26 protein-coding genes and 1 pseudogene are annotated in these 23,740 nt (G+C 72.0%); 15 read left to right on the top strand and 12 right to left on the bottom strand.

Annotation, left to right across the window (positions count from 1 at the left end; all coding sequences use genetic code 11):
* Nucleotides 1–12: 12 nt before the first annotated feature.
* A complete protein-coding gene (pafA, locus tag ID554_RS27510; protein ID WP_117227844.1) occupies nt 13–1,371 on the top strand; it encodes a Pup--protein ligase in 1,359 nt (452 codons plus the stop codon).
* Nucleotides 1,372–1,428: 57 nt separating this feature from the next.
* Complete coding sequence (locus tag ID554_RS27515) at nt 1,429–1,614, top strand: hypothetical protein (protein WP_117227843.1); 186 nt, start codon at nt 1,429–1,431, stop codon at nt 1,612–1,614.
* Nucleotides 1,615–1,711: 97 nt separating this feature from the next.
* Here the strand turns inward: ID554_RS27515 and ID554_RS27520 are convergent, their stop codons facing one another.
* Nucleotides 1,712–2,824, bottom strand: coding sequence for a DUF3866 family protein (locus tag ID554_RS27520; RefSeq protein ID WP_117227842.1), 1,113 nt, complete (start codon nt 2,822–2,824; stop codon nt 1,712–1,714).
* A 170-nt stretch (nt 2,825–2,994) separates the two neighbouring features.
* Here ID554_RS27520 and ID554_RS27525 point away from each other — a divergent pair, with 170 nt between their 5' ends.
* From ID554_RS27525 to ID554_RS27550, 6 genes are all read left to right on the top strand, one after another.
* Complete coding sequence (locus ID554_RS27525; protein WP_117227841.1) at nt 2,995–3,984, top strand: helix-turn-helix transcriptional regulator; 990 nt, start codon at nt 2,995–2,997, stop codon at nt 3,982–3,984.
* Nucleotides 3,985–4,036: 52 nt separating this feature from the next.
* Nucleotides 4,037–5,041, top strand: coding sequence for a helix-turn-helix transcriptional regulator (locus tag ID554_RS27530; protein ID WP_117227840.1), 1,005 nt, complete (start codon nt 4,037–4,039; stop codon nt 5,039–5,041).
* A gap of 10 nt (nt 5,042–5,051) precedes the next feature.
* Nucleotides 5,052–5,300 carry a hypothetical protein gene (locus tag ID554_RS27535; RefSeq protein WP_117227839.1) on the top strand — a complete coding sequence of 83 codons (249 nt, stop codon included), beginning with the start codon at nt 5,052–5,054 and terminating at the stop codon, nt 5,298–5,300.
* 180 nt (nt 5,301–5,480) lie between these two features.
* Complete coding sequence (tatA, locus tag ID554_RS27540; protein WP_117227838.1) at nt 5,481–5,834, top strand: Sec-independent protein translocase subunit TatA; 354 nt, start codon at nt 5,481–5,483, stop codon at nt 5,832–5,834.
* An 18-nt stretch (nt 5,835–5,852) separates the two neighbouring features.
* Nucleotides 5,853–6,803, top strand: a complete 951-nt coding sequence (gene tatC / locus ID554_RS27545; RefSeq protein ID WP_117227837.1) for a twin-arginine translocase subunit TatC — start codon at nt 5,853–5,855, stop codon at nt 6,801–6,803.
* Nucleotides 6,804–6,911: 108 nt separating this feature from the next.
* Nucleotides 6,912–7,844 (top strand): diacylglycerol kinase, encoded by a 933-nt coding sequence (locus ID554_RS27550; protein ID WP_117227893.1) that lies wholly within the window; start codon nt 6,912–6,914, stop codon nt 7,842–7,844.
* Nucleotides 7,845–8,112: 268 nt separating this feature from the next.
* Here ID554_RS27550 and ID554_RS27555 read toward each other — a convergent pair whose 3' ends face one another.
* Complete coding sequence (locus ID554_RS27555) at nt 8,113–8,898, bottom strand: HAD family hydrolase (protein ID WP_117227892.1); 786 nt, start codon at nt 8,896–8,898, stop codon at nt 8,113–8,115.
* Between the two features lie 86 nt (nt 8,899–8,984).
* Here ID554_RS27555 and ID554_RS27560 point away from each other — a divergent pair, with 86 nt between their 5' ends.
* The 3 genes from ID554_RS27560 to ID554_RS27570 all read left to right on the top strand — a co-directional run bounded on the left by ID554_RS27560 (nt 8,985) and on the right by ID554_RS27570 (nt 13,361).
* A complete protein-coding gene (locus tag ID554_RS27560) occupies nt 8,985–11,765 on the top strand; it encodes a DEAD/DEAH box helicase (RefSeq protein ID WP_117227836.1) in 2,781 nt (926 codons plus the stop codon).
* A 152-nt stretch (nt 11,766–11,917) separates the two neighbouring features.
* Complete coding sequence (locus ID554_RS27565) at nt 11,918–12,811, top strand: MHYT domain-containing protein (protein ID WP_117227835.1); 894 nt, start codon at nt 11,918–11,920, stop codon at nt 12,809–12,811.
* A 136-nt stretch (nt 12,812–12,947) separates the two neighbouring features.
* Complete coding sequence (locus ID554_RS27570; protein ID WP_117227834.1) at nt 12,948–13,361, top strand: type II toxin-antitoxin system Phd/YefM family antitoxin; 414 nt, start codon at nt 12,948–12,950, stop codon at nt 13,359–13,361.
* Here the strand turns inward: ID554_RS27570 and smpB are convergent, their stop codons facing one another.
* From smpB to ID554_RS27590, 4 genes are all read right to left on the bottom strand, one after another.
* Nucleotides 13,362–13,877 (bottom strand): SsrA-binding protein SmpB, encoded by a 516-nt coding sequence (smpB, locus tag ID554_RS27575; RefSeq protein WP_117227833.1) that lies wholly within the window; start codon nt 13,875–13,877, stop codon nt 13,362–13,364.
* A gap of 323 nt (nt 13,878–14,200) precedes the next feature.
* Nucleotides 14,201–14,398: an ArsR/SmtB family transcription factor gene (locus ID554_RS27580; protein ID WP_117227832.1), complete on the bottom strand. Its 198-nt coding sequence runs from the start codon at nt 14,396–14,398 to the stop codon at nt 14,201–14,203.
* Entirely contained in the window at nt 14,386–14,931 is a 546-nt protein-coding gene (locus ID554_RS27585) for a TetR family transcriptional regulator C-terminal domain-containing protein (protein ID WP_117227831.1), read from the bottom strand. The genes ID554_RS27580 and ID554_RS27585 overlap by 13 nt, the downstream gene beginning before the upstream one ends.
* A gap of 82 nt (nt 14,932–15,013) precedes the next feature.
* Nucleotides 15,014–15,232 carry a hypothetical protein gene (locus ID554_RS27590; RefSeq protein ID WP_117227830.1) on the bottom strand — a complete coding sequence of 73 codons (219 nt, stop codon included), beginning with the start codon at nt 15,230–15,232 and terminating at the stop codon, nt 15,014–15,016.
* A gap of 354 nt (nt 15,233–15,586) precedes the next feature.
* Between ID554_RS27590 and ID554_RS27595 the strand changes: the two genes are divergently transcribed.
* Together ID554_RS27595 and ID554_RS27600 are read left to right on the top strand one after the other, a co-directional pair.
* Nucleotides 15,587–16,462, top strand: coding sequence for a helix-turn-helix domain-containing protein (locus ID554_RS27595; protein ID WP_117227828.1), 876 nt, complete (start codon nt 15,587–15,589; stop codon nt 16,460–16,462).
* A 10-nt stretch (nt 16,463–16,472) separates the two neighbouring features.
* Nucleotides 16,473–16,670, top strand: coding sequence for a DUF397 domain-containing protein (locus tag ID554_RS27600; RefSeq protein ID WP_117227827.1), 198 nt, complete (start codon nt 16,473–16,475; stop codon nt 16,668–16,670).
* Between the two features lie 28 nt (nt 16,671–16,698).
* Here ID554_RS27600 and ID554_RS32110 read toward each other — a convergent pair whose 3' ends face one another.
* Nucleotides 16,699–17,307, bottom strand: coding sequence for an ATP-binding cassette domain-containing protein (locus ID554_RS32110; protein ID WP_223884289.1), 609 nt, complete (start codon nt 17,305–17,307; stop codon nt 16,699–16,701).
* A gap of 56 nt (nt 17,308–17,363) precedes the next feature.
* Here ID554_RS32110 and ID554_RS27610 point away from each other — a divergent pair.
* Nucleotides 17,364–18,076 (top strand): annotated as a pseudogene (locus ID554_RS27610) (LLM class flavin-dependent oxidoreductase); the annotation flags it as partial.
* Here the strand turns inward: ID554_RS27610 and ID554_RS27615 are convergent.
* Together ID554_RS27615 and ID554_RS27620 are read right to left on the bottom strand one after the other, a co-directional pair.
* Nucleotides 18,034–20,079, bottom strand: coding sequence for an amylo-alpha-1,6-glucosidase (locus ID554_RS27615; RefSeq protein WP_117227826.1), 2,046 nt, complete (start codon nt 20,077–20,079; stop codon nt 18,034–18,036). The pseudogene ID554_RS27610 and the gene ID554_RS27615 sit on opposite strands and share 43 nt — an antisense overlap.
* A 1-nt stretch (nt 20,080) precedes the next feature.
* Complete coding sequence (locus ID554_RS27620; protein ID WP_117227825.1) at nt 20,081–20,467, bottom strand: SCP2 sterol-binding domain-containing protein; 387 nt, start codon at nt 20,465–20,467, stop codon at nt 20,081–20,083.
* Between the two features lie 406 nt (nt 20,468–20,873).
* On the opposite strand from ID554_RS27620, the gene ID554_RS27625 reads away from it, so the two are divergent.
* Nucleotides 20,874–21,188, top strand: coding sequence for a TraR/DksA family transcriptional regulator (locus ID554_RS27625; protein ID WP_117227891.1), 315 nt, complete (start codon nt 20,874–20,876; stop codon nt 21,186–21,188).
* 21 nt (nt 21,189–21,209) lie between these two features.
* Here ID554_RS27625 and ID554_RS27630 read toward each other — a convergent pair whose 3' ends face one another.
* The 3 genes from ID554_RS27630 to ID554_RS27640 are packed head-to-tail and all read right to left on the bottom strand — an operon-like array spanning nt 21,210 to nt 23,547.
* Complete coding sequence (locus ID554_RS27630) at nt 21,210–21,737, bottom strand: ATP-binding protein (protein WP_117227824.1); 528 nt, start codon at nt 21,735–21,737, stop codon at nt 21,210–21,212.
* Nucleotides 21,734–22,675, bottom strand: a complete 942-nt coding sequence (locus tag ID554_RS27635) for an alpha/beta fold hydrolase (protein WP_117227823.1) — start codon at nt 22,673–22,675, stop codon at nt 21,734–21,736. Before ID554_RS27635 ends, ID554_RS27630 begins: the two co-directional genes overlap by 4 nt.
* Nucleotides 22,672–23,547 (bottom strand): SDR family oxidoreductase, encoded by an 876-nt coding sequence (locus ID554_RS27640; RefSeq protein WP_117227822.1) that lies wholly within the window; start codon nt 23,545–23,547, stop codon nt 22,672–22,674. The genes ID554_RS27635 and ID554_RS27640 overlap by 4 nt, the downstream gene beginning before the upstream one ends.
* Nucleotides 23,548–23,740 lie beyond the last annotated feature (193 nt).

The following is a 23,740-nucleotide window of genomic DNA, read 5'->3' on the forward strand; positions in this document are numbered from 1 at the left end:
TAATGTCTCATCATGGAGCGGCGAATCTTCGGTCTGGAGACCGAGTACGGCGTCACCTGCACCTACCGTGGGCAGCGGCGGCTGTCCCCTGACGAGGTAGCCAGATACCTGTTCCGCCGAGTGGTGTCCTGGGGCCGGTCGAGCAACGTCTTCCTCCGCAACGGCGCACGGCTCTATCTGGACGTCGGCTCGCACCCCGAGTACGCCACCCCGGAGTGCGACTCGGTGGTCGACCTGGTCGCCCACGACCGGGCCGGTGAGCGGATCCTGGAGGGGCTGCTCATCGACGCGGAGAAGCGGCTGCACGACGAGGGCATCGCCGGTGAGATCTATCTGTTCAAGAACAACACCGACTCGGCCGGCAACTCCTACGGCTGCCACGAGAACTACCTGGTGTCCCGGCACGGTGAGTTCGGTCGGCTCGCCGACGTCCTGATCCCGTTCCTGGTCACCCGGCAGTTGATCTGCGGCGCCGGCAAGGTGCTACAGACCCCGCGTGGTGCCGTCTACTGCCTGTCCCAGCGGGCCGAGCACATCTGGGAGGGCGTCTCCTCGGCGACCACTCGCAGCCGTCCGATCATCAACACCCGGGACGAGCCGCACGCCGACGCCGAGCGGTATCGCCGCCTGCACGTCATCGTCGGTGACTCCAACATGAACGAGGTCACCACGCTGCTCAAGGTCGGCACCGCCGACATCGTGCTACGGATGATCGAGGCCGGGGTGGTGATGCGCGACCTCACCCTGGAGAACCCGATCCGGGCCATCCGCGAGGTGTCGCACGACATCACCGGTCGCCGCAAGGTGCGGCTGGCCTCCGGCAAGGAGATCAGCGCCCTGGAGATCCAGCAGGAGTACCTGTCCAAGGCGATCGAGTTCGTCGAGCGGCGCGGCGGCGACCAGGCCGCCAAGCGGGTGGTCGAGCTGTGGGGCCGGGTACTGAGCGCGGTGGAGACCGGTGACCTGGCGCCGGTCTCCCGCGAGATCGACTGGGTGACCAAGCTCCGGTTGATCGAGCGCTACCAGCGCAAGCACGACCTGCCGCTGTCGCACCCCCGGGTGGCGCAGATGGACCTCGCCTACCACGACCTGCGCCGGGGGCGCGGGCTCTACGCGCTGCTGGAGCGGCGTGGCGACGTGGACCGGGTGGCTACCGACCCGGAGATCTTCGAGGCGAAGGAGACGCCGCCGCAGACCACCCGGGCCCGGCTGCGGGGCGAGTTCATCCGGCACGCGCAGGAGAAGCGGCGGGACTTCACCGTCGACTGGGTACACCTCAAGCTCAACGACCAGGCGCAGCGCACCGTGCTGTGCAAGGACCCGTTCCGGGCGTACGACGAGCGGGTGGAGCGGTTGATCGCCAGCATGTGACCGGGCGCACCCGGGCCTGTCCGCGCGCCGGACGGGCCCGGGTAGGCTGGTCGGGCCATGATTCCTCCCGAACCCTCCATTCCGGGCACCGAGCGGCAGAGCTGGATCGAACGCCGCCGTGAGAAGGTGCGTGCCGAGATCGAACGCAACCGCCGGGGCGAGTACACCGTCCCGACGTGGGTGCTCGCGCTGGCCCTGGCCCTGATGGTCGGCGGCATACTCGCCTTGATCATCTTCGCCTGAGGTGTAAGGAAGGGTCCCCTGCTAACGCCTACGGCATAGCAGGGGACCCCTACTAACACACGCTCACGTTCCGGCTCGCTGCGTGGCCGGCGGTGCCTCAGGAAGCGGCGGGTGGTGGGGGCGTCGTCGACGTGAGGCGGGCCGCGTACCGGCCGGCTGCCGCGGCGGCCAGGAAGTAGGCGTGGTCGGCGTCCAGGCCGCGCCCCATCGTCGACAGCGGCACCGGGCTGCGCCGCAGCGCCGCGTCCAACCCCGTGTCGTCCACCCGTACCAGCGTGTGCCGGTCGGCCAGCGGCGCCAGCGCCGCGTCGACCTCGGCGGCCAGCACCGGGTCCAGGCCGTCGGGCGCCACCAGCTCCGCGCGGGCCAGCGCCACCCGCCCGTACGAGGTCAGGCTGTGGTGCGACACGCCTTGGTGCCGTGGCCGAGGGTCGGCCGCGGAGATCCGGAGCGAGCCGACCGGCCGCCCGCCCAGCGCGGCGATCGCGTTGACCGCCTCGCCCACCGCCACCCCGGAGAAACCCCAGCGGGTACCAGTGCCCAGGTTGCCCGGCCCCTGCGCCACCACGGCGATGTCGGCGTCGAGTACGTGCCGGGCGGCGAGCAGCCCGCTGTGCAGGGTGGACGCCTCCAGGTCGCCGCCGAACGCCTGCCCGACGCTGATCGTGCCGGCCAACTCGTCACGTAGCCCGGCCAGGGTCCGGGAGAACCAGGCGGGCAACGCCCCGCCGTCGGTGAGCAGGTACGCCACCCGGGCGTGCGGCGCGTCGGCCCGGATGCCGGCCAGGATCGCCGGCAGAGCCGAGTGCAGGTCGGCGGTCACCACCGGCAGGCCGCCCAGATCCTCGGCGGCGGCCAGCACCTCGCGGTGCGGCGACGCCTCCTCGTCCACCCCGAGCAGGATCGGCTGCAACGGGGTGTAGCGCGCCTTGACCAGGTGGCCCGCGTCGCGGGAGTCGAGGGCCTGCGGCGGGTCCTGCGGCAGCCGGTCGGGCACCGCCACCACCATGGCGTACCCGCCGGTGCCCAGACCCATCAGCAGCGCTCCGGCGTTGAGCAGCACCCGGTCACCGGGCTCGGGCTCACCCACCAGCTCCGGGTACGCCAGCGCCCGCATCGACGTGCCGTCGGTCAGCTCGACGTCGAGCTCCACGGCTCCGGCCCACCGCCGCCGCAGCGTCGCCACCACGCCTGCCCGCCATCGCACCATCCCCGCACGCTAACCCCCACCCCACCGCCCGCTCACGCCCGGGTACGGATGTAAGGAAGGGACCCTTCCTATACACGAGGCGTTAGTAGGGGACCCCTCCTTACATCCGGAGGCATCCGGGGGCGGCGCGGGTGCGTGGGGGGAGCGGCGCGACTGCTAGCGTCTACGCCGTGTCGCGAAGTCGCACTGAACGCCTGGTCAACCTGGTGATCTGCCTGCTGTCCACGCGGCGGTTCCTGACCGCTGCGCAGATCGCCGCGACCGTGCCCGGTTACGAACACGAACCCGACGACGCCCGTGAGCACGAGGCCTTCCAGCGCAAGTTCGAGCGTGACAAGGCTGAACTGCGGGAGTTGGGCGTACCGCTGGAGACCGGGACGGCGAGCGCCTTCGATACCGAGCCGGGTTACCGGATCGCCCAGCGTGAGTATGCCCTCCCCGACATTCACCTCAAACCGGACGAGGCCGCCGCAGTCGGCATCGCCGCCCGGCTCTGGCAGCACGCCGGCCTGGCGGCCGCCGCCTCCTCCGGGCTGGCGAAGCTGCGTGCCGCCGGGGTGGACGTGGATCCGCAGGCCACCCTCGGCCTGGAACCCATGGTGACGGTCGATCCGGCGTTCGCCCCGCTGACCGCCGCCGCGCGGGACCGGCGCGAGGTCCGCTTCGACTACCGGGTACCGGACCAGGACGCCCCTACCCGCCGCCGGCTGCAACCGTGGGGCGTGGTCTGCTGGCGTGGCCGGTGGTACGTGGTCGGCCACGACCTGGACCGCGACGCCACCCGCTGCTTCCGGCTGTCCCGGGTCGCCGGTCCGGTCCGGGCGACCGGCGGGTCCGGCGCCTACCAGCCGCCGACCGACGTCGACCTGATCAGCCACGTGGCCCGCTGGTCCGGCCCGGCCGAACGGCCAGGCCGGGCGACCGTGCTGGTGACCTCCGGGCGGGGCGCCGGCCTGCGCCGCTGGGCGGTCGAGGTGACCGCCGGGCCGGAGGCCGACCGGTTGGTCCTGCCCTACGCCGACGCCGACTCCCTGGCCGGGCATCTGGTCGGCTACGGGCCCGACGTGCGGGTGCTCGACCCGCCGGAGGTACGTGAGGCGGTCATCCAGCGCCTCAAGGAGATCGCCGTCCGGCACGACGACATGGCGGTAGTCCGGTGAGCGCGAGGAGTGAGCTTGCGAGCCCCGCAGTCGCGAACGAAAGGCCAGCTCGGTGAGCGCGAGGATCTCTTCCCGTGCCTCGGCCGACCGGTTGGCCCGGCTGCTCAACCTGGTGCCGTACCTGCTCGCCCGGCCCGGCATCGAGATCTCCGAGGCCGCCGGCGACCTGGGCGTCACCGAGCGTCAGCTCCGCGAGGACCTGGAGCTGCTGTGGGTCTGCGGGCTGCCCGGGTACGGCCCGGGTGACCTGATCGACATGGCCTTCGACGGCGACCGGGTGACCATCATCTACGACGCCGGGATCGACCGGCCGCTGCGACTCACGCCCGACGAGGCACTGGCCCTGGTGGTGGCGCTGCGGATGCTCGCCGAGACGCCCGGGGTGGCCAACCGGGAGGCGGTCGAACGGGCCCTCGCCAAGATCGAGGACGCCGCCGGTGACCAGGTGGCGGCCCCGGTGGAGGTACGGCTGCCCGGCGACACCGGTCGGGTCGAGCAGCTGCGCGCCGCCGTGGAGAGCGGCCGGGCGCTGCGCATCACGTACTACACAGCGGCCCGGGACGAGACCACCGAACGCGTCATCGACCCGCTGCGGGTGCTGATGGTCAGTGGCCGGACGTACGTCGAGGCGTGGTGCCGCCGGGCCGAGGCGGTCCGGTTGTTCCGGGCCGACCGGATCGACGCGGTCACCGAACTGACCGAGCTGGCCGTGGTGCCGCCGCAGGCCCGCCCGCAGGACCTCAGCGACGGCGTGTTCCGGCCCTCGTCGGAGCTGCCGCTGATCACGCTGCGCATCGGCCGGGGGGAGCGGTGGATCACCGAGTACTACCCCTGCGAGCGGGTCGAGTCCGACGGCGAGCGCTGGGTGGTCTCGCTGCGGGTCACCGACCTGGGCTGGGCGCGCCGGTTCGTGCTCGGCCTCGGCCCGGACGTCACCGTCGTCGCCCCGGCCGAACTGGCCGAGCAGGTCCGGGACGCGGCCGGGGCGGCCCTGGAGGCGTACGCGACGCCGGTGTCGCGGGGTGCGGACCCGGCGGGGCAGGCAGCCAGGCAGTAGGCTGACGCCCGTGCTGAAGTGGATCGTGCTCGCGCTGGTGCTGGTGCCGTTGGTCGTCCTCGCGCTGGCGGTTCGTCCGGTGCTGGCCCGGTTGCCGCATCTGCGCCGGGCTGTCGGGCGGTTGCAGCGGCGGGCCGACGAGGCCGCCGCGCTGAGCGCCGCCGCGGAGAGCCTCCAGCAGCGCGCCGAGAGCCTGCAGAGCCGGTTGGAGACGACCGAGCAGCGGCTGACCCTGATCCGCGCAAGCCGGGGCGGCTGAGGGCCTACCTGCCCCGATCCGACCCCGCATGATCGAGTTCGGTGGTTGACGGGACGCTCGTACGTGGTCGAGACTTCACCCACCGGGACGCCCCTTCGCCCGGCGGGTGGCAACAGCCGATGACGCACGTACGATGGGCTGCGGTACACCCTCATCGACACAGAGCGACTGGAGTTTCCCATGGGTGCCCTCAGGCCCTGGCACATCGCCGTACTCGTGGTCGTGATGATCCTGCTCTTCGGTGCGAAGCGGCTTCCCGACGCGGCGCGCTCCCTGGGCCGCTCGCTGCGGATCATCAAGGCGGAGACCAAGAGCCTCGCCGACGACGACCGCGATCTCGCCGGCAAGGCCGACGCGCAGGCCGGCTACCAGCCGTACCCGCCGCAGCAGCCCACCCAACAGGCACCTCAGCAGCCGCCGTACCAGGGCACCGTGCAGCAGCCGCCGTACCAGGGCACCGTGCAGCAGCCGCCGTACCAGGGCACCGTGCAGCAGCCGGTTGCCGACCCGGTGCAGCGCGTCCGCGAGAACTGATTCCGGAGGCCGATCACCGTGGCCTTCGGACTCCGCAAACGCGGGCCGAGCAACTTCGAGCGGGCCTCCGACGGCTCGATGACCCTGGTCGAGCACTTCCGTGAGCTGCGTACCCGGCTGTTCAAGGCGTCGCTGGCCATTCTGGTCGGCTTCGGCATCGGAATCTGGCTGGCTGGTCCGGTCCGCCATTTGTTGTCGCAGCCGTACTGCCAGCTTCCCGGCAGTACGACGCCCGACGGTCGATGCAACTTCGTCCAGCTCGGCCCGGCGGACCTCTTCCTGCTCAACCTGAAGATCGGGTTGTGGGTCGGGTTGATCATTGCCGCGCCGATCTGGCTGTACCAGCTCTGGGCGTTCATCGCGCCGGGCCTGCACCGCAACGAGCGGCGGTACGCGTACGTCTTCACCGCCCTGGCGGCACCGCTGTTCGCGGCCGGCGCGGTGCTGGCGTACTTCGTGACCTCCAAGGGCCTGGAGTTTCTGCTCCAGGTCTCCGGCGACGACATCAACACGACGCTGGACATCACCCGCTACATATCGTTCGTCACCAACCTGATTTTGCTGTTCGGGGTGGCGTTCGAGTTCCCGCTGATCGTGCTGATGCTCAACTTCGTCGGCATCGCCAGCGCGAAGAAGCTGCTCGGCTGGTGGCGGATCGCGGTCTTCCTGTTCTTCGCCTTCGCGGCGGTGGTCACTCCGACGCCGGACCCGTTCGGTATGACCGCGCTGGCCCTGTGTCTGTGCGCGCTCTATTTCGCTGCGGTCGGGGTGGCGTTCCTCAACGACAAGCGGCGCGGACGCGGCAAGGAAATCTACGCCGGTCTCGACGACGACGAGGTCTCGCCGCTGGAGTCCGACCCGGAGCCGGTGCAGGCGGGCGCGCGGGTGGAGGCGTCCAGCCCGATCGACTCCCCGGAGCCGGTCACCGCACCCAGGCCGATCGAGCGTCGCTTCGACGACGTGACCTGACCCGAACGGTCACCACGAACGCCGCCCCCGACGGGGGCGGCGTTCGTGCTGCGGGGCGGGCGGAATTCAGCCTTCCACCGCTGACCTCACGACCGGGTGGCGGGTACGGTGCACGCCGTGACCGCAGACGATCACCTCCCGAGTCCCGACGGGCCCGTCGCCGTACTGGCGAATCCGACCGCCGGGCGTGGCCGGCGCCGGGGCCTGCTGCCGGAACTGGTGGACCGGCTCTCGGCCGCCGGGCGCCCGGTCCGGCTGCTGCGCGCGGGCAGTGCGGTCGAGGCGGAGGCGGCCTGCCGGGCGGCGGTCGGCGAGGGCGTGTCCGCGCTGGTCGCGGTGGGTGGCGACGGCACGGTGCACCGGGCGATGCAGGCGGTGGCCGGCACCACGGTGCCGTTCGCCCCGGTGCCGGCCGGCACCGGCAACGACTTCGCGATCGAGACCGGCTTCCCGAGCGATCCGCGCGCGGCTGCGGACGTGGTCGCGGCGGCGCTGCGCGAGGGCCGCAGCCGGCCGGTCGACCTGGCCAGGATGACCGGGTACGACGGGGCGGTGCGCTGGTACGGGGCCGTGCTCGCGGCCGGCTTCGACGCGATCGTCAACGAACGGGCCAACCGGATGTGGTGGCCGAGGGGCGCCCGCCGCTACGACCTGGCGATCCTGGTGGAGTTGGCCCGGCTGCGCCCGCGCCGGTACACCCTCACTCTCGACGGCGAGCGGGTCGACGTTGACGCGGTGCTGGTGGCGGTCGGCAACAGCGCCAGCTACGGCGGCGGAATGCGGATCTGCCCGGACGCGGACCCGACCGACGGGCTGCTCGACGTGGTGGTCGGCGGCCGGTTCGACCGCCGTACCCTGATCCGGGTCAAGCCGCGCATCTACGCCGGCACCCACGTCGAGCACCCGCTGGTGCGCACCTTCCGCGCCCGCACCGTGACCGTGGCCGCCGAGGGCATCACCACCTACGCCGACGGCGAGCGCTCACTACCCCTCCCCGTCACCGTAACCGCCACCCCCACCGCCCTCCACCTCCTCCGCTGACCCCAACCTGCCTACCACCCTCGCCCCACCGCCCCTCACCCTCACGCCGCCCCCTCACGCCGCCCTCGCCCCGCGCCGTCGATCATGGAGTTGTGGCGACCTAAAATGCGGATAAAAGTGGCGAAACGAGTCCCGCAACTCCATCATCGCGGGTACCGGGTACCGCCCTGCCCTGTTGATCAAGGAGTTTTGGCCATCCAAACCCGCAGGGCATGGCCAAAACTCCTTGATCAACGGGTGGGGTGGGGCAGGGTGGGGCAGGGGCGAGTTAGGGGTGCGGGTGGGGGAGGGGGTGGGGGTGGGGGAGGAGGTCTAGGACGGAGCCTAGGCCGTTGGGGCGGCCTGGGTCGGCGGGGGGCAGGACCAGCGCCGCGCAACCGGCGGCTACGGCTCCGGCGTCGGCGGGGGTGTCGCCGACCATCAGTGACTCCTCCGGGTCGACGCCGAGCATGCCGCAGGCGCGCCAGAAGATCGCCGGGTCCGGCTTGCAGCGGCCCACCTCGTAGGAGAGCACGAACGCGTCGACCAGGTCGGCGAGGCCCCAGGCGTCGAAGATCGGCCGCAGGTCGAAGCCGATGTTGCTGACCACGCCCACCCGTACCCCGGCCGCGCGCAGCCCGGCGAGGGTGGGGGCGGTGTCCGGGTACGGCACCCAGCCCTCCGGCACCAGCACGCGCTCGTAGAGGGCGTCGGCGAACCCGTCGATCCCGGCGTCGACCGTCGCGGCAAGCCCGGTGTACGCGTCCCGGTGGGCGTGCGGGTAGAGGTCACGGTCGGCCCAGAGCTCGGCCAGCCGGGGCGGTACCCGGCCAGGGAGTGGTCCACCGGCGCGACCGGCGGTGAGCAGCCGGTCGGCCAGCGAGGTGGCGCGCATCCGGTCCAGCGTCACGCCACACGCCGCCGCGGCGGCCAGCACCCACTCCCTGGGCTCCTCCACCTGGGCGAGCGTGCCGTGGAAGTCGAGCAGCACCGCCCGTACGGGCCGGCGGGACGGCCTCCGGCGGGCGTCGTCGACGCCGGGCGCGGCGTCGGTCGGTTCGGGATGATCCGGCACGACGTGCACCCTACCGACCCACCCGGACCGCTCTGCCGGACGGCCTTGCCGGGTGGCCGTCGGTGGCACGCACTAATCTTGGTGACATGTCGAGCCCCGCCGAGCGGTACGCCGCGGCGCGCCGCCGGGCCGCCCAGGCCTCACAGTTCCCGGCGCTGGAAGCGTTCACCGCCGATCTCGGGTTCGACCTCGACGACTTCCAGCGGGAGTCGTGTCAGGCCCTGGAGCGGGGCAGCGGAGTGCTGGTGTGCGCCCCCACCGGGGCCGGCAAGACCGTGGTCGGCGAGTTCGCCGTACACCTGGCGCTGCGGGGTGCCCCGGGTCAGCCGGCGCCGGCCGACGGTGCCCGGCGCAAGTGCTTCTACACCACGCCGATCAAGGCGCTGTCCAACCAGAAGTACCACGACCTGGTCGACCGCTACGGCGCCGAGCAGGTGGGGCTGCTCACCGGCGACAACGCCATCAACGGTGACGCGCCCGTGGTGGTGATGACCACCGAGGTGCTGCGCAACATGCTCTACGCCGGCTCGGCGACCCTCCAGGGCCTGGCGTACGTGGTGATGGACGAGGTCCACTACCTGGCCGACCGGTTCCGGGGCGGGGTGTGGGAGGAGGTCATCATCCACCTGCCCGCCTCGGTCACGCTGGTGTCGCTGTCGGCGACCGTGTCCAACGCCGAGGAGTTCGCAGACTGGCTGATCACGGTGCGCGGCGAGACCACGGTGGTGGTCAGCGAGCACCGTCCGGTGCCGTTGTGGCAGCACATGCTGGTCGGCAAGCGGATGTTCGACCTGTTCCACGATGCCGACGCCGCCCGCAAGCACGACGTGCACCCGGAGTTGCTGCGCTACACCCGGGACACGGTGCGCCGCCTCGACCTGGGCGAGGGGCGGTCGGCCGGGCCGGGCGCCGGGCGGCGGGGACCACGCTGGCGTGGCCCGCTGCGGCCGGACATCGTCGACCGGCTGGACCGCGATGGGCTGTTGCCGGCGATCCTGTTCATCTTCAGTCGCGCCGGTTGTGACGCGGCGGTGCAGCAGTGCCTGGCGGCCGGGCTGCGGCTCACCTCGCCCGAGGAGCGCGCGGAGATCCGCCGGGTGGTGGAGTCCCGGATCACCGCCATCCCGGGCGAGGACCTGTCGGTGCTGGGCTACTGGGAGTGGCTCGACGGCCTGGAGCGCGGGCTGGCCGCCCACCACGCCGGGATGCTGCCGGCGTTCAAGGAGGTCGTCGAGGAGCTGTTCGTCCGGGGGCTGGTGAAGGCGGTCTTCGCCACCGAGACGCTCGCCCTGGGCATCAACATGCCGGCCCGCTGCGTGGTGCTGGAGCGGCTGGTGAAGTACAACGGCGAGGCGCACGTCGACCTGACCCCGGGGGAGTACACCCAGCTCACCGGGCGGGCCGGGCGGCGGGGCATCGACGTCGAGGGGCACGCCGTGGTGGTGTGGTCCCCGGAGACCGATCCGCGGCACGTGGCGGGGCTGGCCTCGACCCGGACGTACCCGCTGCGGTCGAGCTTCCGGCCGTCGTACAACATGGCGGTCAACCTGGTCGGCAGTGTGGGTGCGGCACCGGCCCGCGAGTTGCTGGAGTCCTCGTTCGCGCAGTTCCAGGCGGACCGGTCGGTGGTTGGCCTGGCTCGGCAGGTGCAACGCAACACCGAGACCATCGAGGCGTACGGCGCGGAGGCGGCCTGCCATCACGGCGACTTCGACGAGTACTTCGCGCTGCGGGTGGCGATCGCCGACCGGGAACGGGCCATCGCCCGCCAGGGGCAGAGTCAGCGCCGGGCGGCGGCGGTGGCGGCGTTGGAACGCCTGCGGGTGGGTGACGTGATCCGGGTGCCCTCGGGTCGCCGTGCCGGGCTGGCCGTGGTGCTCGATCCGGCGGCGGGCGGGTTCAGCGAGCCCCGGCCGCTGGTGCTCACGCAGGACCGGTGGGCGGGCCGGATCAGTCCCGGGGACTTCACCACCCCGGCGGAGGTGTTGGCGCGCATCCGGGTGCCCAAGCACTTCAACCACCGCAACCCGGCCGCCCGGCGGGACCTGGCGGCGCAGGTCAGCGGCACCGGCCTGGACCGGCACTCCCGTCGGGGCGCGCGGGGTCGGCAGTCGGGGGAGGACCACCGGTTGACCCAGCTGCGCACCGAGATGCGGCGGCACCCCTGCCATGCCTGCCCGGAGCGGGAGGAGCACGCCCGGTGGGCGGAGCGTCGGCGGCGGCTGGAGCGGGACACCGAGGAGTTGCGGCAGCGGGTCTCCGGGCGGACGGGGTCGTTGGCCCGTACGTTCGACCGGATCGTGGCCCTGCTCACCGCGCGCGGCTACCTGACCGGCGAGGGTGCGGTGACGGACGCCGGGCGGATGTTGGGGCGGATCTGGACGGAGGCCGACCTGCTGGTGGCGGAGTGCCTGCGGCGCGGGGTCTGGGACGGGTTGTCTCCGGCCGAGTTGGCGGCGGCGGTCTCGGTGGTGGTCTTCGAGGCGCGTCGGGACGTCGACGAGCGGGCGTCGCTGCCGCGTGGCGCGGTCGCCGAGTCGGTGGATGCGACGTTGAAGCTGTGGAGCGAGATCGAGGCCGACGAGGCGGCCCGGGGCCTGGCCGTCACCCGGGAGCCCGATCTGGGCTTCGCCTGGCCGGTCTACCGCTGGGCCCGGGGTGAGGCGCTGGCGAAGGTGCTGGCCAGCGGGCACGAGTTCGACGGGGAGATGCCTGCCGGCGACTTTGTGCGGTGGGCCCGCCAGGTGGTGGATCTGCTCGGGCAGTTGGCCGACTCGGGTGGCGCCTCGACCGACCTCCGGGCCACGGCCCGGCAGGCGATCACCGCCGTCAATCGGGGGGTGTTGGCCTACCATTCGCCCGCTTGACGGTGACGGGTCGAAAATCGACGCATCGCTGAGTGATCGCGGCGACACTGCGTGAAGTGTCTCCAAACGCCTATTGTGCCTGCTCGGGTGCTCCCCGATCATGTCTTCGGCGCGTTCGCTACGCGCTGGTAGCAGTTCTGGGGGGAGCCCTCGTGGCGGAAATCAATCACTTTGAATACGGATGGATCACGCCGGCGATCAGTTATGCGCTGTCGGTGCTGGGTTCCATCCTGGGCCTGATCTTCGCGGGGCGGATCCGGATCGCACCGACGACCGGACAGAAGATCTGGTGGGGGACGCTGGCGGCATGGGCGCTCGGCGGTACCGCGATCTGGACGATGCATTTCATGGCGATGCTCGGCTTCGCGGTGACCGGATCGCGGATCCGCTACGACGTGCCGATCACCGTCGCCAGCGCGCTGCTGGCGGTGATCGCGGTCGGCATCGGTCTGGCCATCGTGGGCACCGGCCGGCTGTCGGCGGTGCGCATCCTGGCTGGTGGCCTGTTCACCGGTCTCGGCGTGGCGGCGATGCACTACAGCGGTATGGCCGCGATGCGGCTGGACGGCCAGTTGAACTACGACACGCTGCGCGTGGCGGCGTCGATCGTGATCGCGGTGGTCGCCTCCACCGTGGCGCTCTGGCTCGGGGTGACCGTCCGTCGTGGAGTGGCGATCTTCGGCTCGGCGCTGGTGATGGGTGTGGCGGTCAACGGCATGCACTTCACCGGGATGAGCGCGTTGTCGGTGCACCTGCACGACCAGCGGAGCGAGATCTCCGGTGCCACGGTCAGCACCATGCTGCTGCCGATCGTCCTCTTGGTGATCTTCGGCATCGTGGGACTGGTGTACGCTCTGCTCGCCGCACCGACCGACGATGACCGGGCCGCGATGGCGTACCTGGACTCTCTGCGGGACGGAACCGTCAACAACGCGCCGGTCCCGGCCGCCGTCACCGCTCCCGACCCGGTCGGGCTGCGCGCCCGGTCGAGCCTGGCCCGTCCGGGCGCACAGTTTCCGTCCCGCCGGGACCGCCCGACGCGCTGAGTGTCGGCCCGGCCCCGGGCAGGATGCGCGTGCCCCCGAGCAACGGCGCTCGGGGGCACGCGCATCCTGCCCGCCCCACGGTCCCGGACCGTGGACGGTCGCGGAAAGTGTCGTACCCCGCACCCACGATGTATTCATGGCTGTCCCCGCCCTCACCCCAGGCGCCGTCCCGCCGCGCTCGCTGCCGCTGCGCGAGGCGCGCACCCGGCTGAGTCAGCTCGTCGCGATGGCGGAGCTGACCGACACCGTCACCGTGATCACCCGCGACGGCGATCCCCGGCCGGTCGCCGCGGTCGTGCCGGCGAGCGCGTTACGCACCGCCGCGCAGGCCCGCGCCGACACCGACCGGCTCGCCGAGGTCACCGCCGGCTGGGCCCGCCGGCTGGAGGCCCAGCGTGAGCAGAGCGGCCGTCGGCACGCCGCCGAACTGCGCGCGGTGACGACCGCGTTGGCCGAGGTCTGGGCCGAGCTGGAACGACGCACCCCGGCCGGCAGCGACCCCGCGCTCACCCGGCTCCGCGCGGCACACGGCCACCTGCTCGCCGGCTGATCACCGACCGGTCGCGCGCCCGTCGGCGTACCGGCCGGTCCGCCCCTTGAGGCGCCGGCCCAACTCCCGGGCGATCTCCCGGTCGGCGTCCCGGGCGGCCAGCGCCTGCCGCTTGTCGTACGCCTTGCGGCCCTTGGCCAGCGCCAGCTCGACCTTGGCCCAGCCGCCCGAGAAGTACATCGACAGCGGCACCAACGTGATCCCGCCCTCGCGGGTCTGCGCCAGGATGCGCTCGATCTCCACCCGGCGCAGCAGCAGCTTCCGGGTGCGACGGGGCGCGTGGTTCGTCCAGGTGCCGTAGCCGTACTCCGCGATGTGCAGGCCGTAGAGCATGATCTCGCCGTCGCGTTCCTGTGCGAAGGCGTCGACGAGCGAGACGCGCTTCTCGCGCAGCGACTTGACCTCGGTGCCGGCCAGCACGATCCCCGCCTCGTAGGTCTTGAGGATCGTGTAGTCGTGCCGCGCCTTGCGGTTCGACGCGACAACCGTCCGCTCGCTGCCACCGGAGGTGCCCACCCGGCGAAGGATAGTGCCTTGGCCGCCCCGGCCGCGCAGGCTCACCCGGCCCCGTCGACCGATCGCCGTCCGGTGGACGACGCCGGCCTGGCATCGGACGACGCCGGCCCGGTGGCACCCGGTGCGGTGCGGCGGGCCCGTGCCCGTAGCCGGGTGGGCAGCTCGGCCACCGCGGCGGTGAACCGCGGATCCGACTCATCCGGCCCGTGACCGATGATCGGCGGGGGCACGCTGTCCCGGAGCCGACCACGGCGTTACGAGCAGGCCGGTGCCGACGAGTTCGGCCGACGCCCGCCGCGTCACCGCCCAGGGCTGGTCGGCTGTCACCGGGTCGGCGCGACCGCGTCGGCGGCGGAGACGTCGAGGAGCTGGGACAGGGCGGCGAGACGGGCCGGGACGATCCAGTAGTAGACCCACGTGCCGCGACGCTCGCAGTCGATCAGCCCGGCCTCGCGCAGCACCTTGAGGTGGTGGGAGATCGTCGGCCCGGTCACGGTGAACGCGTCGGTCAGCTCGCACACGCGCGCTGCTCGACCTCGGCCGGTGCGTGTCCCATGCCGAGCGCGGTCATCAGAACGACGCGCTTCACCTCTCGGCTCTGCGCAAGGTCGAGGAACGCGCGTACCGCGGAGCCGAGACCGGTGACCGAGCGGTGCCCGTCGTCTCCGCCGGGCACGATCAGGAACACCCGGTCCACGCCATTCTCGGCCGAACCCCGGTGGCCCAGCACGAGGGGGTAGAGCAGGCCGTCCATCGTCGCGACCAGCACGTCGACGACCGCCGGGACCGCGAACCGGGGCGCGAACGACCCGGAATCCACGCCACGCTGGACGGCCTCGACGAACGGTTGACGGTACTGCTCGGCCAGGACGGCGGCGTGGGCGCGGAGCTCGGCGTCGTGTGCGGCGGCGATCCAGAACTCCATCAGCATCCGCCACGGGTCCCGGCATCTCCGCGTTCGGACAATACCGCCACCACCTGGGCGCGCCTGGCCCCACCAGCGCGCCGGGTACGCGCCGCTCTCTGTTCGATCATGTCGGTACCGTGTCACCATACGGTACCGGCATGATCGAGGGGTGGCTCACGCCGTCGTTCGCCGGTGCGGAACTCTCCGTCGCCCCGAGCGGGTGCGGTGGTCACGGCAGCCACCCGAGGAACCGCCGATGCAGCAGCCCGGCCGGCGCCCACCCCATGTCCTGACTGGCCGCCACCAGACACGCGCCCAGGTAGAGCGCCAACGACACCGGAGCCTGGTCGTACTCGGCCCGCAGTTCCTGACGACGCGTCCGGCAGGGCCAGGGCGCATCACATCCCGCGCAGGTCCAGATCGGCGCCACCGGCCCGTGCGCCGTCATGACGCCTCTCCCGGCCAGTGGCCACGATTGATCGGCACTCGGTGCCGCACTCGGCACGGCAGATCCCGACCGCACCGACACGTCACCCGCCGCAGCACGTGGTTCCACCTCGGCCGGTGCCGACGGGCGAACGTGAGAGCCGCAGCGAGCAGGAACTCGTTGTAGGTCATCTGCCGGACCATCTGCCCCTCCTCTTGTGAGGGGCGTGGCGGCCGGGCCACGCCCGGTCATCCGGCCACCACACCCAGTCACACCGTCCCACGCAACACAACAATCCGCAATATGCGAATTCCCAAGGTGCGGGCGACTGTCATGCGAAAGGGAATCGCGTCGATTCTGTGGCACGATGGCGGCATGGCCACTCGTCAAAGTCCCACCGTCCAGCGGCGACGGCTGGTGCTCACCTTGCGGAAGCTCCGTGAGCGGGCCGGCTACACGTCCGCAGATGCGGCCCAACAGGTGGATCACGACGCAAGCTGGCTCAGCCGCGTCGAGAACGGCGACGTGCGTCCACACCCGAACGACGTACGGGCGCTCCTGGCGTTGTACGGAGTCGAGGGCGACCAGGCCGAGGCGGTGGTCGCCGTAGCGCGTCAAGCGAAGCAGCGTGGGTGGTGGCAGCGGTACGGCGACGTCCTGCCCGACTGGTTCACGGCGTACGTGGGCATGGAGTCCGAGGCGTCGGTCATCCGCACGTACGAGTGCCAGATGTTCCCGGGTCTGCTTCAGGGCGAGGAGTATGCCCGTGCGGTCTTCCAGACCGGTCCGATACCTCTGCGAGACGACGAGATCGAGCGACAGGTGTCACTCCGCATGGAACGCCAGAAGATCCTGGCCGAGGATGACCCGCCGATACTGCGAGTGGTGATCGACGAAGGAGCCGTCCGCCGCGCGGTGGGAGGCCCCGAGGTGCTGCACCGGCAGATCAGACTCCTGGTCGAGCACTCCACTCGGAGTAACGTCCAGGTTCAGCTACTGCCGTACTCCACCGGCCTCGGCTTCGACGGCAGCTTCGTCATCCTCGACTTTCCGCCCCTGCCGGAGCCCTATCCAGACGCCGCCGAGGAGAGGATGGTGTACGTCGGCACTCTCACCGGCGCGCTGTATCTGGACCGACCTGCGGAGATCTCGGCATACGCCACCGCTCATGAACAACTGCAGGCCGTCGCGCTCGGACCGAAGCCCACCAGGGATAGGCTTCTCGCGTTGGCTGAGGAGTTGGTCAAGTAGGAGGACCCGCATGAACCCGAGTCGCTTGACCTGGCGCAAGAGCACCCGGTCGGGATCGACCGGGAACTGTGTCGAGGTGGCCGACAATCTCCCAACGGCGGTCGCCGTGCGGGACAGCAAGGATCGGCAGGGGCCGGTGCTGTCGTTCACCACCGGCCAGTGGGCCGGCTTCGTCCAGGGTGTCAAGGGCGGCAGATTCGTCGCCTGAGCGGCGGTGTCGCGGTCTCGGGGCCACCTCAGGTCGGTACGCCGAGTCGGTCGAGCAGGCGGCGGCGGAGCGCGCCGAAGGCGAGGTCGTCGGGAGTACGGGTCGGGCCGAGGGGCACGCTCAGTTCTTCGGCGATGACGCCGGACTCCAGCAGGAGCAGCCGGTCGGCGAGCAGCAGCGCCTCCTCGACGTCGTGGGTGACCAGCAGGGCGGCGAAACCGTGTTCGGCGCGCAGTCGACGCAGCAGCGCCTGCATCCGGAGTCGGGTGAGCGCGTCGAGCGCGCCGAACGGCTCGTCGAGCAGCAGCACGTCGGGTTCGCGTACCAGGGCTCGGGCGACCGCGACCCGCTGTGCCTGGCCGCCGGAGAGCTCGGCGGGCCAGGCGCGGTGACGGTCGGCGAGGCCGACCTCGGTCAGCACCGGGCCGCTCTCGAACAACGACCACTCGGCGTCCGGGGCCTCGCCTCGCGCCTTGACCAGGCTGAGCCCGCCGAACCGCTGGTAGCCGATGCGCAGGCGGGGGGTGTCGTCGTCGCCGCTCGCCGACCCGCCGCACGCGGTGAGGCCGGCTGCGGCGACCAGGGCGAGCGCCGTGAGCACGGTGGTGCGGGCGCGACGCGGGGGAGGGGTACGCATGGGGTCTCCTGGACACAGCGAAGGGGGGACATCGACACGAGTCCGTGCGGCAGCAGCTCACCGAGGTCACCGAACGGCTGAAGTTCCTGGTCGCCTTCCGGCCCGGCCTGCTCTCGCCCACCCTCGCGGCGCAGATGGGCGCCACGTTCCAGCGTCTCTCCGAGGGGCGGCTGTTGGTCAACACGGTCACCGGCGGTGAGTCGCACGAGCAGCGGGCGTACGGCGACTTCCTGGACAAGGACGCCCGGTACGCCCGTACCGACGAGTTCCTGCACGTGGTGCGGGCGCTCTGGCGCGGCGACACGGTCGACCAGGCGGGTCCGCACGTCCGCGTCGAGCAGGCCCGCCTGGCCCGACTGCCCGAGCCGGAGCCGCCGGTCTACTTCGGCGGCTCGTCGGCCGCCGCCGGCCCGGTGGCCGCCCGGCACAGCGACGTCTACCTCACCTGGGGCGAGCCGCCGGCGCAGGTCGCCGGGCCGGCGTCGGCCTGGTCCGTGGTGGCGCGGGCACCGCCCTGGTGGGCAGTCACACCGAGGTGGCCGACCGGATCGCTGAGTACCACGCGCTCGGCCTCGACGAGTTCGTCCTCTCCGGGCATCCGCACGTGGAGGAGGCCTACTGGTTCGGCGAGGGGGTGCTGCCGATCCTGCGCGCGCGGGGGCTGTGGCATCACCCGGCGGGCGCACCAACGGTGTCGCAGCGGCGCAGGAGTCGGGTGTTGATAGGTCAGGGCGCGCCCGCGCGGGCGTTGCCGATCGCGTCCTTGTGACCCCAGCGACCCGGGATGTCGAGCAACTCGATCCGGCCGAACCGCTGCGGTATCGCCGGATGCACCACCAGATGCTCGCCGTACGGCTCCAGGCCGAGCAGGGTGCGCAGCAGCAGGAAGATCGCCCCGGTGGCGGACGCCTGCGGGCTGTTCGACGCCGGATACGGCACCGGGAAGCGCGTCAGCTCCCGGTCGTAGCCCGCGAACGACTCCGGTACCCGCCCGGCGAAGTGCCGCGCCGCGTCGATCACGCTCTCCGCGATGACGCCCGCCTCGGCCAGGAAGCCGTACCGGCGCAGGCCCATCGCGATCAACGAGTTGTCGAACGGCCACACGGTGCCGACGTGGTAGCCGAGCGGGTTGTAACTGACCTGCCCGGTGGCGAGCGTCCGCACCCCCCAGCCAGAGAACAGCCGGGGCCCGAGCAGGTGGTCGGCGACCGCGGCGGCCTTGTCGTCGTCGGCGATGCCACTCCACAGCAGGTGCCCCATGTTCGACGCCAGCGCGTCCACCCGGTCGCCGTCGGGGCCGAGCGCCAGCGCGAAGTACCCGCCGTCGTCGATCCAGAAGTCCCGGTTGAACCGCTGCTTGAGCTCCGCCGCCTGCTGCTCCAGGCGGTCGGCGTACGCCGGGTCGGCCCAGAACTCGCGGGCCAGCCGGGCGCCGCGCCGTTTCGCGTCGTACGCGTAGCCCTGCAACTCGCACGTGGCGCGGGGCAGTCCGGGTACCCGGCCGTCGCGGTAGCAGATCGCCTCCGGGGAGTCCTTCCAGCAGTGGTTCTGTGCCCCGCTGCGTTCGTTGCGCGGCTGGTACCAGACGTACCCGTCACCGCGCACGTCGCCGTACCCGTCGATCCAGCGCAACGCCGCCCGGGCGGTGTCCTCCAACTCGCGGACCAGCGCGCCATCACCGGTCCAGCGTTCGTACTCGTCGAGCAGCACGACGAACAGCGGGGTGACGTCCGCCCCGCCAAAGTACGGCGACTGTGGACGCTCCTCGAAGGCCGCCATCTCGCCGTACCGGAACTCGTTGAGGATCTTTCCGGGTTCCTCGTCCCGGAAGTCGTCGAGCACCGTGCCCTGGCTCAGTGCGAGCATGCGCAGCGTGGTGGTGGCCAGGCGGGGCACGAAGGGCAGCGTCTGGAAGCAGGTGAAGATGCTGTCGCGGCCGATGAGCGTCGCCGACCAGGGCAGCCCGGCCGCCGGCATCGACTCGTGCGGCGCGGCCAGCGGCGTGTAGCGCAGACCGGCCAGGTCCACCAGCCCGCGCCGGTAGGTGGTGGTCATCGGTTCCCAGTCGCAGGTCAGCTGAGGTGCGTCCGCCAGCCACTCGCTCAGGTCGTGTTGCAGCCGCGCCCCCTTGAGGTGCCCGTGGTGACCGAGTCGCGTCCGGACGTCCTCGCCGTTCGGGCTCGGGACCAGGCCGGTCACCTGGAGCGTCGTGCTCCACCTGCCCTGCCGGTCGACCCGGATCCGGAACGTCAGCCCGCGCTCGTCGACCTCGGCGGGCTCGCTGGAGGAGACGTCGGTGAGCCGGTGGAACTTCTCCCGCCGGTAGCCCAGCCGCAGACAGCCGTCGGACACCTCGCGATAGCCGCGCAGCGATGAGGCGCGTGGCCAGACCACGTTGTAGATGGGAGCGAAGTCGCTGTCCACCTCGACGCGCAGGACGTGGTCGACCGGCGCGCCGGTGTGGTTGAGCACGGTCAGTCGCTCGACGAACCCGTAGCCCGAGATCCACCGGTCCCGGATCACCGACACCTTGGCGTCCACGTAGTGGGTCGGGTGGCCGGGCACCAGGAAGAACCGGATCTGGTAGTAGCTGGGGTCGTGCACGGCCAGCGGATTCACCTGCTCCCCGTCCAGGCTCAGCCGCCAGGTGGACAGGAACCGCGTGTCGAAGGCGAAGAAGCCGCTCGGGTTGGTGGCACTGAACACCATGTCCCCGTTGTCCTCGCTGAGAGCGAAGACATTGCCGTCGAGGATGCGGACCAGTTTCTTCACGTCACATCCGCTCCCCGGCCTGGCTGCGGCGGCCGGCCACCTCCCGTGGGTGACGGGCGCCCGGTGGCGGTGCGAAGATCCGCTCAAGCATGAGCACGAGCCGGAACTCGCCGTCCGCGGAGAAGTCGTTGCGTAGCCACGCGGGCAGCGGCTTGACCTCGCCGCGTGCCATCTGCAGGAACAGCATCTCGTCGGTGGAGATCACGGTATCCGCCGGGGCCGCGTCGCCACGCGAGACCGTCACCCGCCCACGGTCGATGCGGACCCGCCAGTGATCGACGTGGTCGGGGTAGCGCAGGTCGAAGCGGAGCGTGCCGGAGACCTGGCGCAGCATCCGACCGCCGCCACGAACGAGATCGTCGAAGAAGTGGCGTACCGCCTCGGACATCCCCCCACCTCCTGGTGATCGACGGCGCCGGGCGGGCGGGGCCGCCGCCGGGCGGGCGTGCCGCTGCGGTATCTGTCACCTTAGCGGCTTTGATGCGCATACGGGCGGGTCTGCTGCCGCGACCGTCAGGATTTGCCATTGGATTCCCGTACCGGCGCACCTATGGTGGTGCGATGCATCCCGCCGCGCTGTTGGTCCGCGCCGCCGTCGCCACGGCGGTGCCACTGGCGGCTGCGCTGGGGCGGTGCACCGCGACCCGATCGGCGTGGGCCGCCGCGCGGGCCGGTCACAACCAGCCGCGCCCCGCCGGCCGGAGCCCCCCGGCATAGCGTCCACACCACCAGGACGGCCAGGGGCGAAGCGGACAGCTTCGGCCCTTTTCTATTTTCGGGAAGAGGGAATGCAGATGAGCATCGATACATACGACCAGCAGTGGCGCACCGAACTCCAGGCGACGTTGACCCATGAGTTCGAGGCCCAGACGGCCCGGCTCACCCAGTTGACGGCCGACACCGGCGACCCGGCGGAGGCGCACACCAACGCCGCGCTGATCGCCGCCACCCGGCAGAGCCTGGAGCGGATCTCGGGGGCGCTGCGGCGTCTGGCCAGCGGCAGCTACGGCACCTGCGAGAAGTGCGGCACCGCCATCCCCCGGGAGCGTCTCGAAATCCTCCCGCACGCCAGGTTCTGCGTGCCCTGCCAGCAGAAACACAACGGCTGACGCGGGTGCCGGCTGCCGCGCCTACCGGCGCGGCAGCGCCCCGCCGTCGCCGAACCGATCGACGGGCGGCGGGCCGGGGGGCAGACTCGGCAACGCGGCCGGCTGGCCGATCAGGCTGGCGGTGACGCTGGCGGTCATCCCGTCGGGCCGACGGGTGAGGGTCAGCGCACCGGTCAGCTGGTGAGCCAACCAGAGGCCGCGCCCACCGGCGGTGGTGGTGGCCGGCGGATGCGCCGGCAGGTCGGCGTCAGGCTGGTCGCCGTGGTCGGAGACCTCGCAGACGAGCAGGTCGGCCCGCCGGATCAGGTCCAGACGTCCCTGGCCGCCGCCGTGCAGCACGGCGTTGGTGACCAACTCGTGCACGGCCAGGACGAGATCCTCGGCCAGGTCCCCGGTCAGGCCGGCGGCGGCGATCTGCGCGGCGAGCAGGTGCCGCAGCGGGGTCACCGTCTGTGCGGTGAACCACTCGGACAGCAGACAGGTCTCCTCGCCGGCCCCCGACGACCGGCCGCCGGTGCCACCGGCGTCCGGGTGGGCGAGGTTGCTCATGCAGGCAGATTACGTCGTCCGCCAGCATCTGCGACTCTTGCAGGAGAGCAAGTATTACTGTCGGGGTGCTGCTCGGGGGCAACGAGTCCTGCCTCTTCCGCACGCACGGACCTCCCGGTGAGCCCGGCCGCCGGATCGACCGGGCGCGGCAGTGCGCCGGTGGTCTCCAGGATGAGCGTGGCGACCGCCTCGGGATCGTCGCTCATCGGTACGTGTCCACAGCCGGACAGGGTCTGCACGCGGGCGCCCGGTAGCTTGGTGCGGGCCCGTTCGGCCTGGTGGACGCCGAAGATGCGATCCCGGTCACCCCAGCCGATGGTGACCGGCACCGCGCACGCGCCGAGTGTGACGCAGTCGACCCGGTAGCCCCGGGCGGCGCGGGCGACGGTGCCGAAACCCGCGCATCGGCGCAGGGCCAGGGCGTCGGCCAGGGCACGTTCGGCGTCCAGCGCCGCCGGGCGGGCCACCAGCGGGCCGAAGCACCATGCGCGCAGGCCCGGCGAGCGCAGCGCGGCCCGGATCAGCGGCGTCGGCAGGTGGCTGGTGACCCGCATCCAGCTCAGGGCGCGCAGCGCGCGGCGTCGCTCGGCGTCGGTGAAGAACCCGGCGGGGGAGAGCGCGGTGGCCGAGGCGACCAGGCCGGACGCGGCCAACTCCAGACCGATCGCGCCGCCGAGGCTGTACCCGGCGACGTGCGGACGGTCCAGCCCCCAGTCGGCGAGTACCGGCCGCAGGGTCGCGACGATGGCTGCCATGTCGGTGGGCATCCCCGTCGGCGGCACCGGGGACTCACCGAAGCCGGGCAGGTCGATCGCGATCACGTCGTGGTGGGCGGCGAGCCGGTCGAAGACCGGCTCCCATGCCTGGTGCCGGTGCCCGATGCCGTGCACGAGCAGCAGCGGCTCGCCGGTACCGGCCCGCCGGAAACGCACCGTCATGCGCCGTCCCCCTCCACCGAGGTACGCCCGAAGGAGCGACCCAGCAGGCGTACCTCGTCCTCCATCTGCGCGACCATGGTGGTACCGCCGAAGCGGCTGATCAGCGCATCGGACATCCGGCTCTGTGCGATCGGCCGCAGCGCCTGGACCAGGCCGATCGAGCGCGGCACGTACACCTTGCGGCGGCGGCGCTCGATGCCGCGCAGCAGTTCCTCGGCGCACCGCTCGACGCCGACCACGGTGTTCAGCGGCCAGGGCAGCCGGCGTTGGGCCTGCCGGAACGAGGCCAGATCGTCGCGCAGGTCGCGGACCAGGTCGGTGTCGATCCAGATGGGATGCGCGGTGCCCACGGTGAGCCCGTGCCGGCGGTTCTCCAGGCGCAGGACGTTGCCGAACTGCTCCGCCCCCGCCTTCGACGCGCAGTACGCGGCCATCCCCGGCATGGCGCCGAAGGCCGCCGCCGAGGAGACGATCAGCACGTGGCCCCGGGCGGCGAGCACCTGCGGCAGGGCCGCGCTGACGGTACGCACCACACCGGTGAGGTTGACCTCGATGGTGCGTACGAGCGCGTCGACCGGCCCGAGCGCGACGGTCCCCAGGTTCGCGATGCCGGCGTTGGCCACCACCACGTCGATGCCGCCGTACCGCTCGACGGTGGAGGTGACGGCGTCGTCCAGCGCGGACTGGTCGGTCACGTCCGCCTCGTACCAGTGTCCGTTCAGCTCGGCGGCGAGCTGCCGCAGCAGCGCCGGCTCCAGGCCGACCAGCGCGACGCGGGCGCCTCGGGCGGTGGCGCCCCGGGCCAGCGCGGCGCCGATGCCCCGGGCCGCTCCGGTGATCAGGACCGTCCGGTCGCGAAGGTCGTACCGCATCGGCGTGCTCCCTGTCCCGGTCGGCGCCGCCGGTGGTGGTGGCGCGGTGGGCGACGGGACGGAACCAGACCGTACCGCGACCCCGGACGGCAGCTCGTCGGAGGCGCCGGCCGGGCTGTCGGCGGCGCGTGCCGACGTCGTCCTGCTGCGGACATCGGGGCGGACATCGGGAAGGATCGGCCCGACGACCACG

The sequence above is a fragment of the Micromonospora craniellae genome (assembly GCF_014764405.1).
GTDB classification, from domain to species: Bacteria; Actinomycetota; Actinomycetes; order Mycobacteriales; family Micromonosporaceae; genus Micromonospora; species Micromonospora craniellae.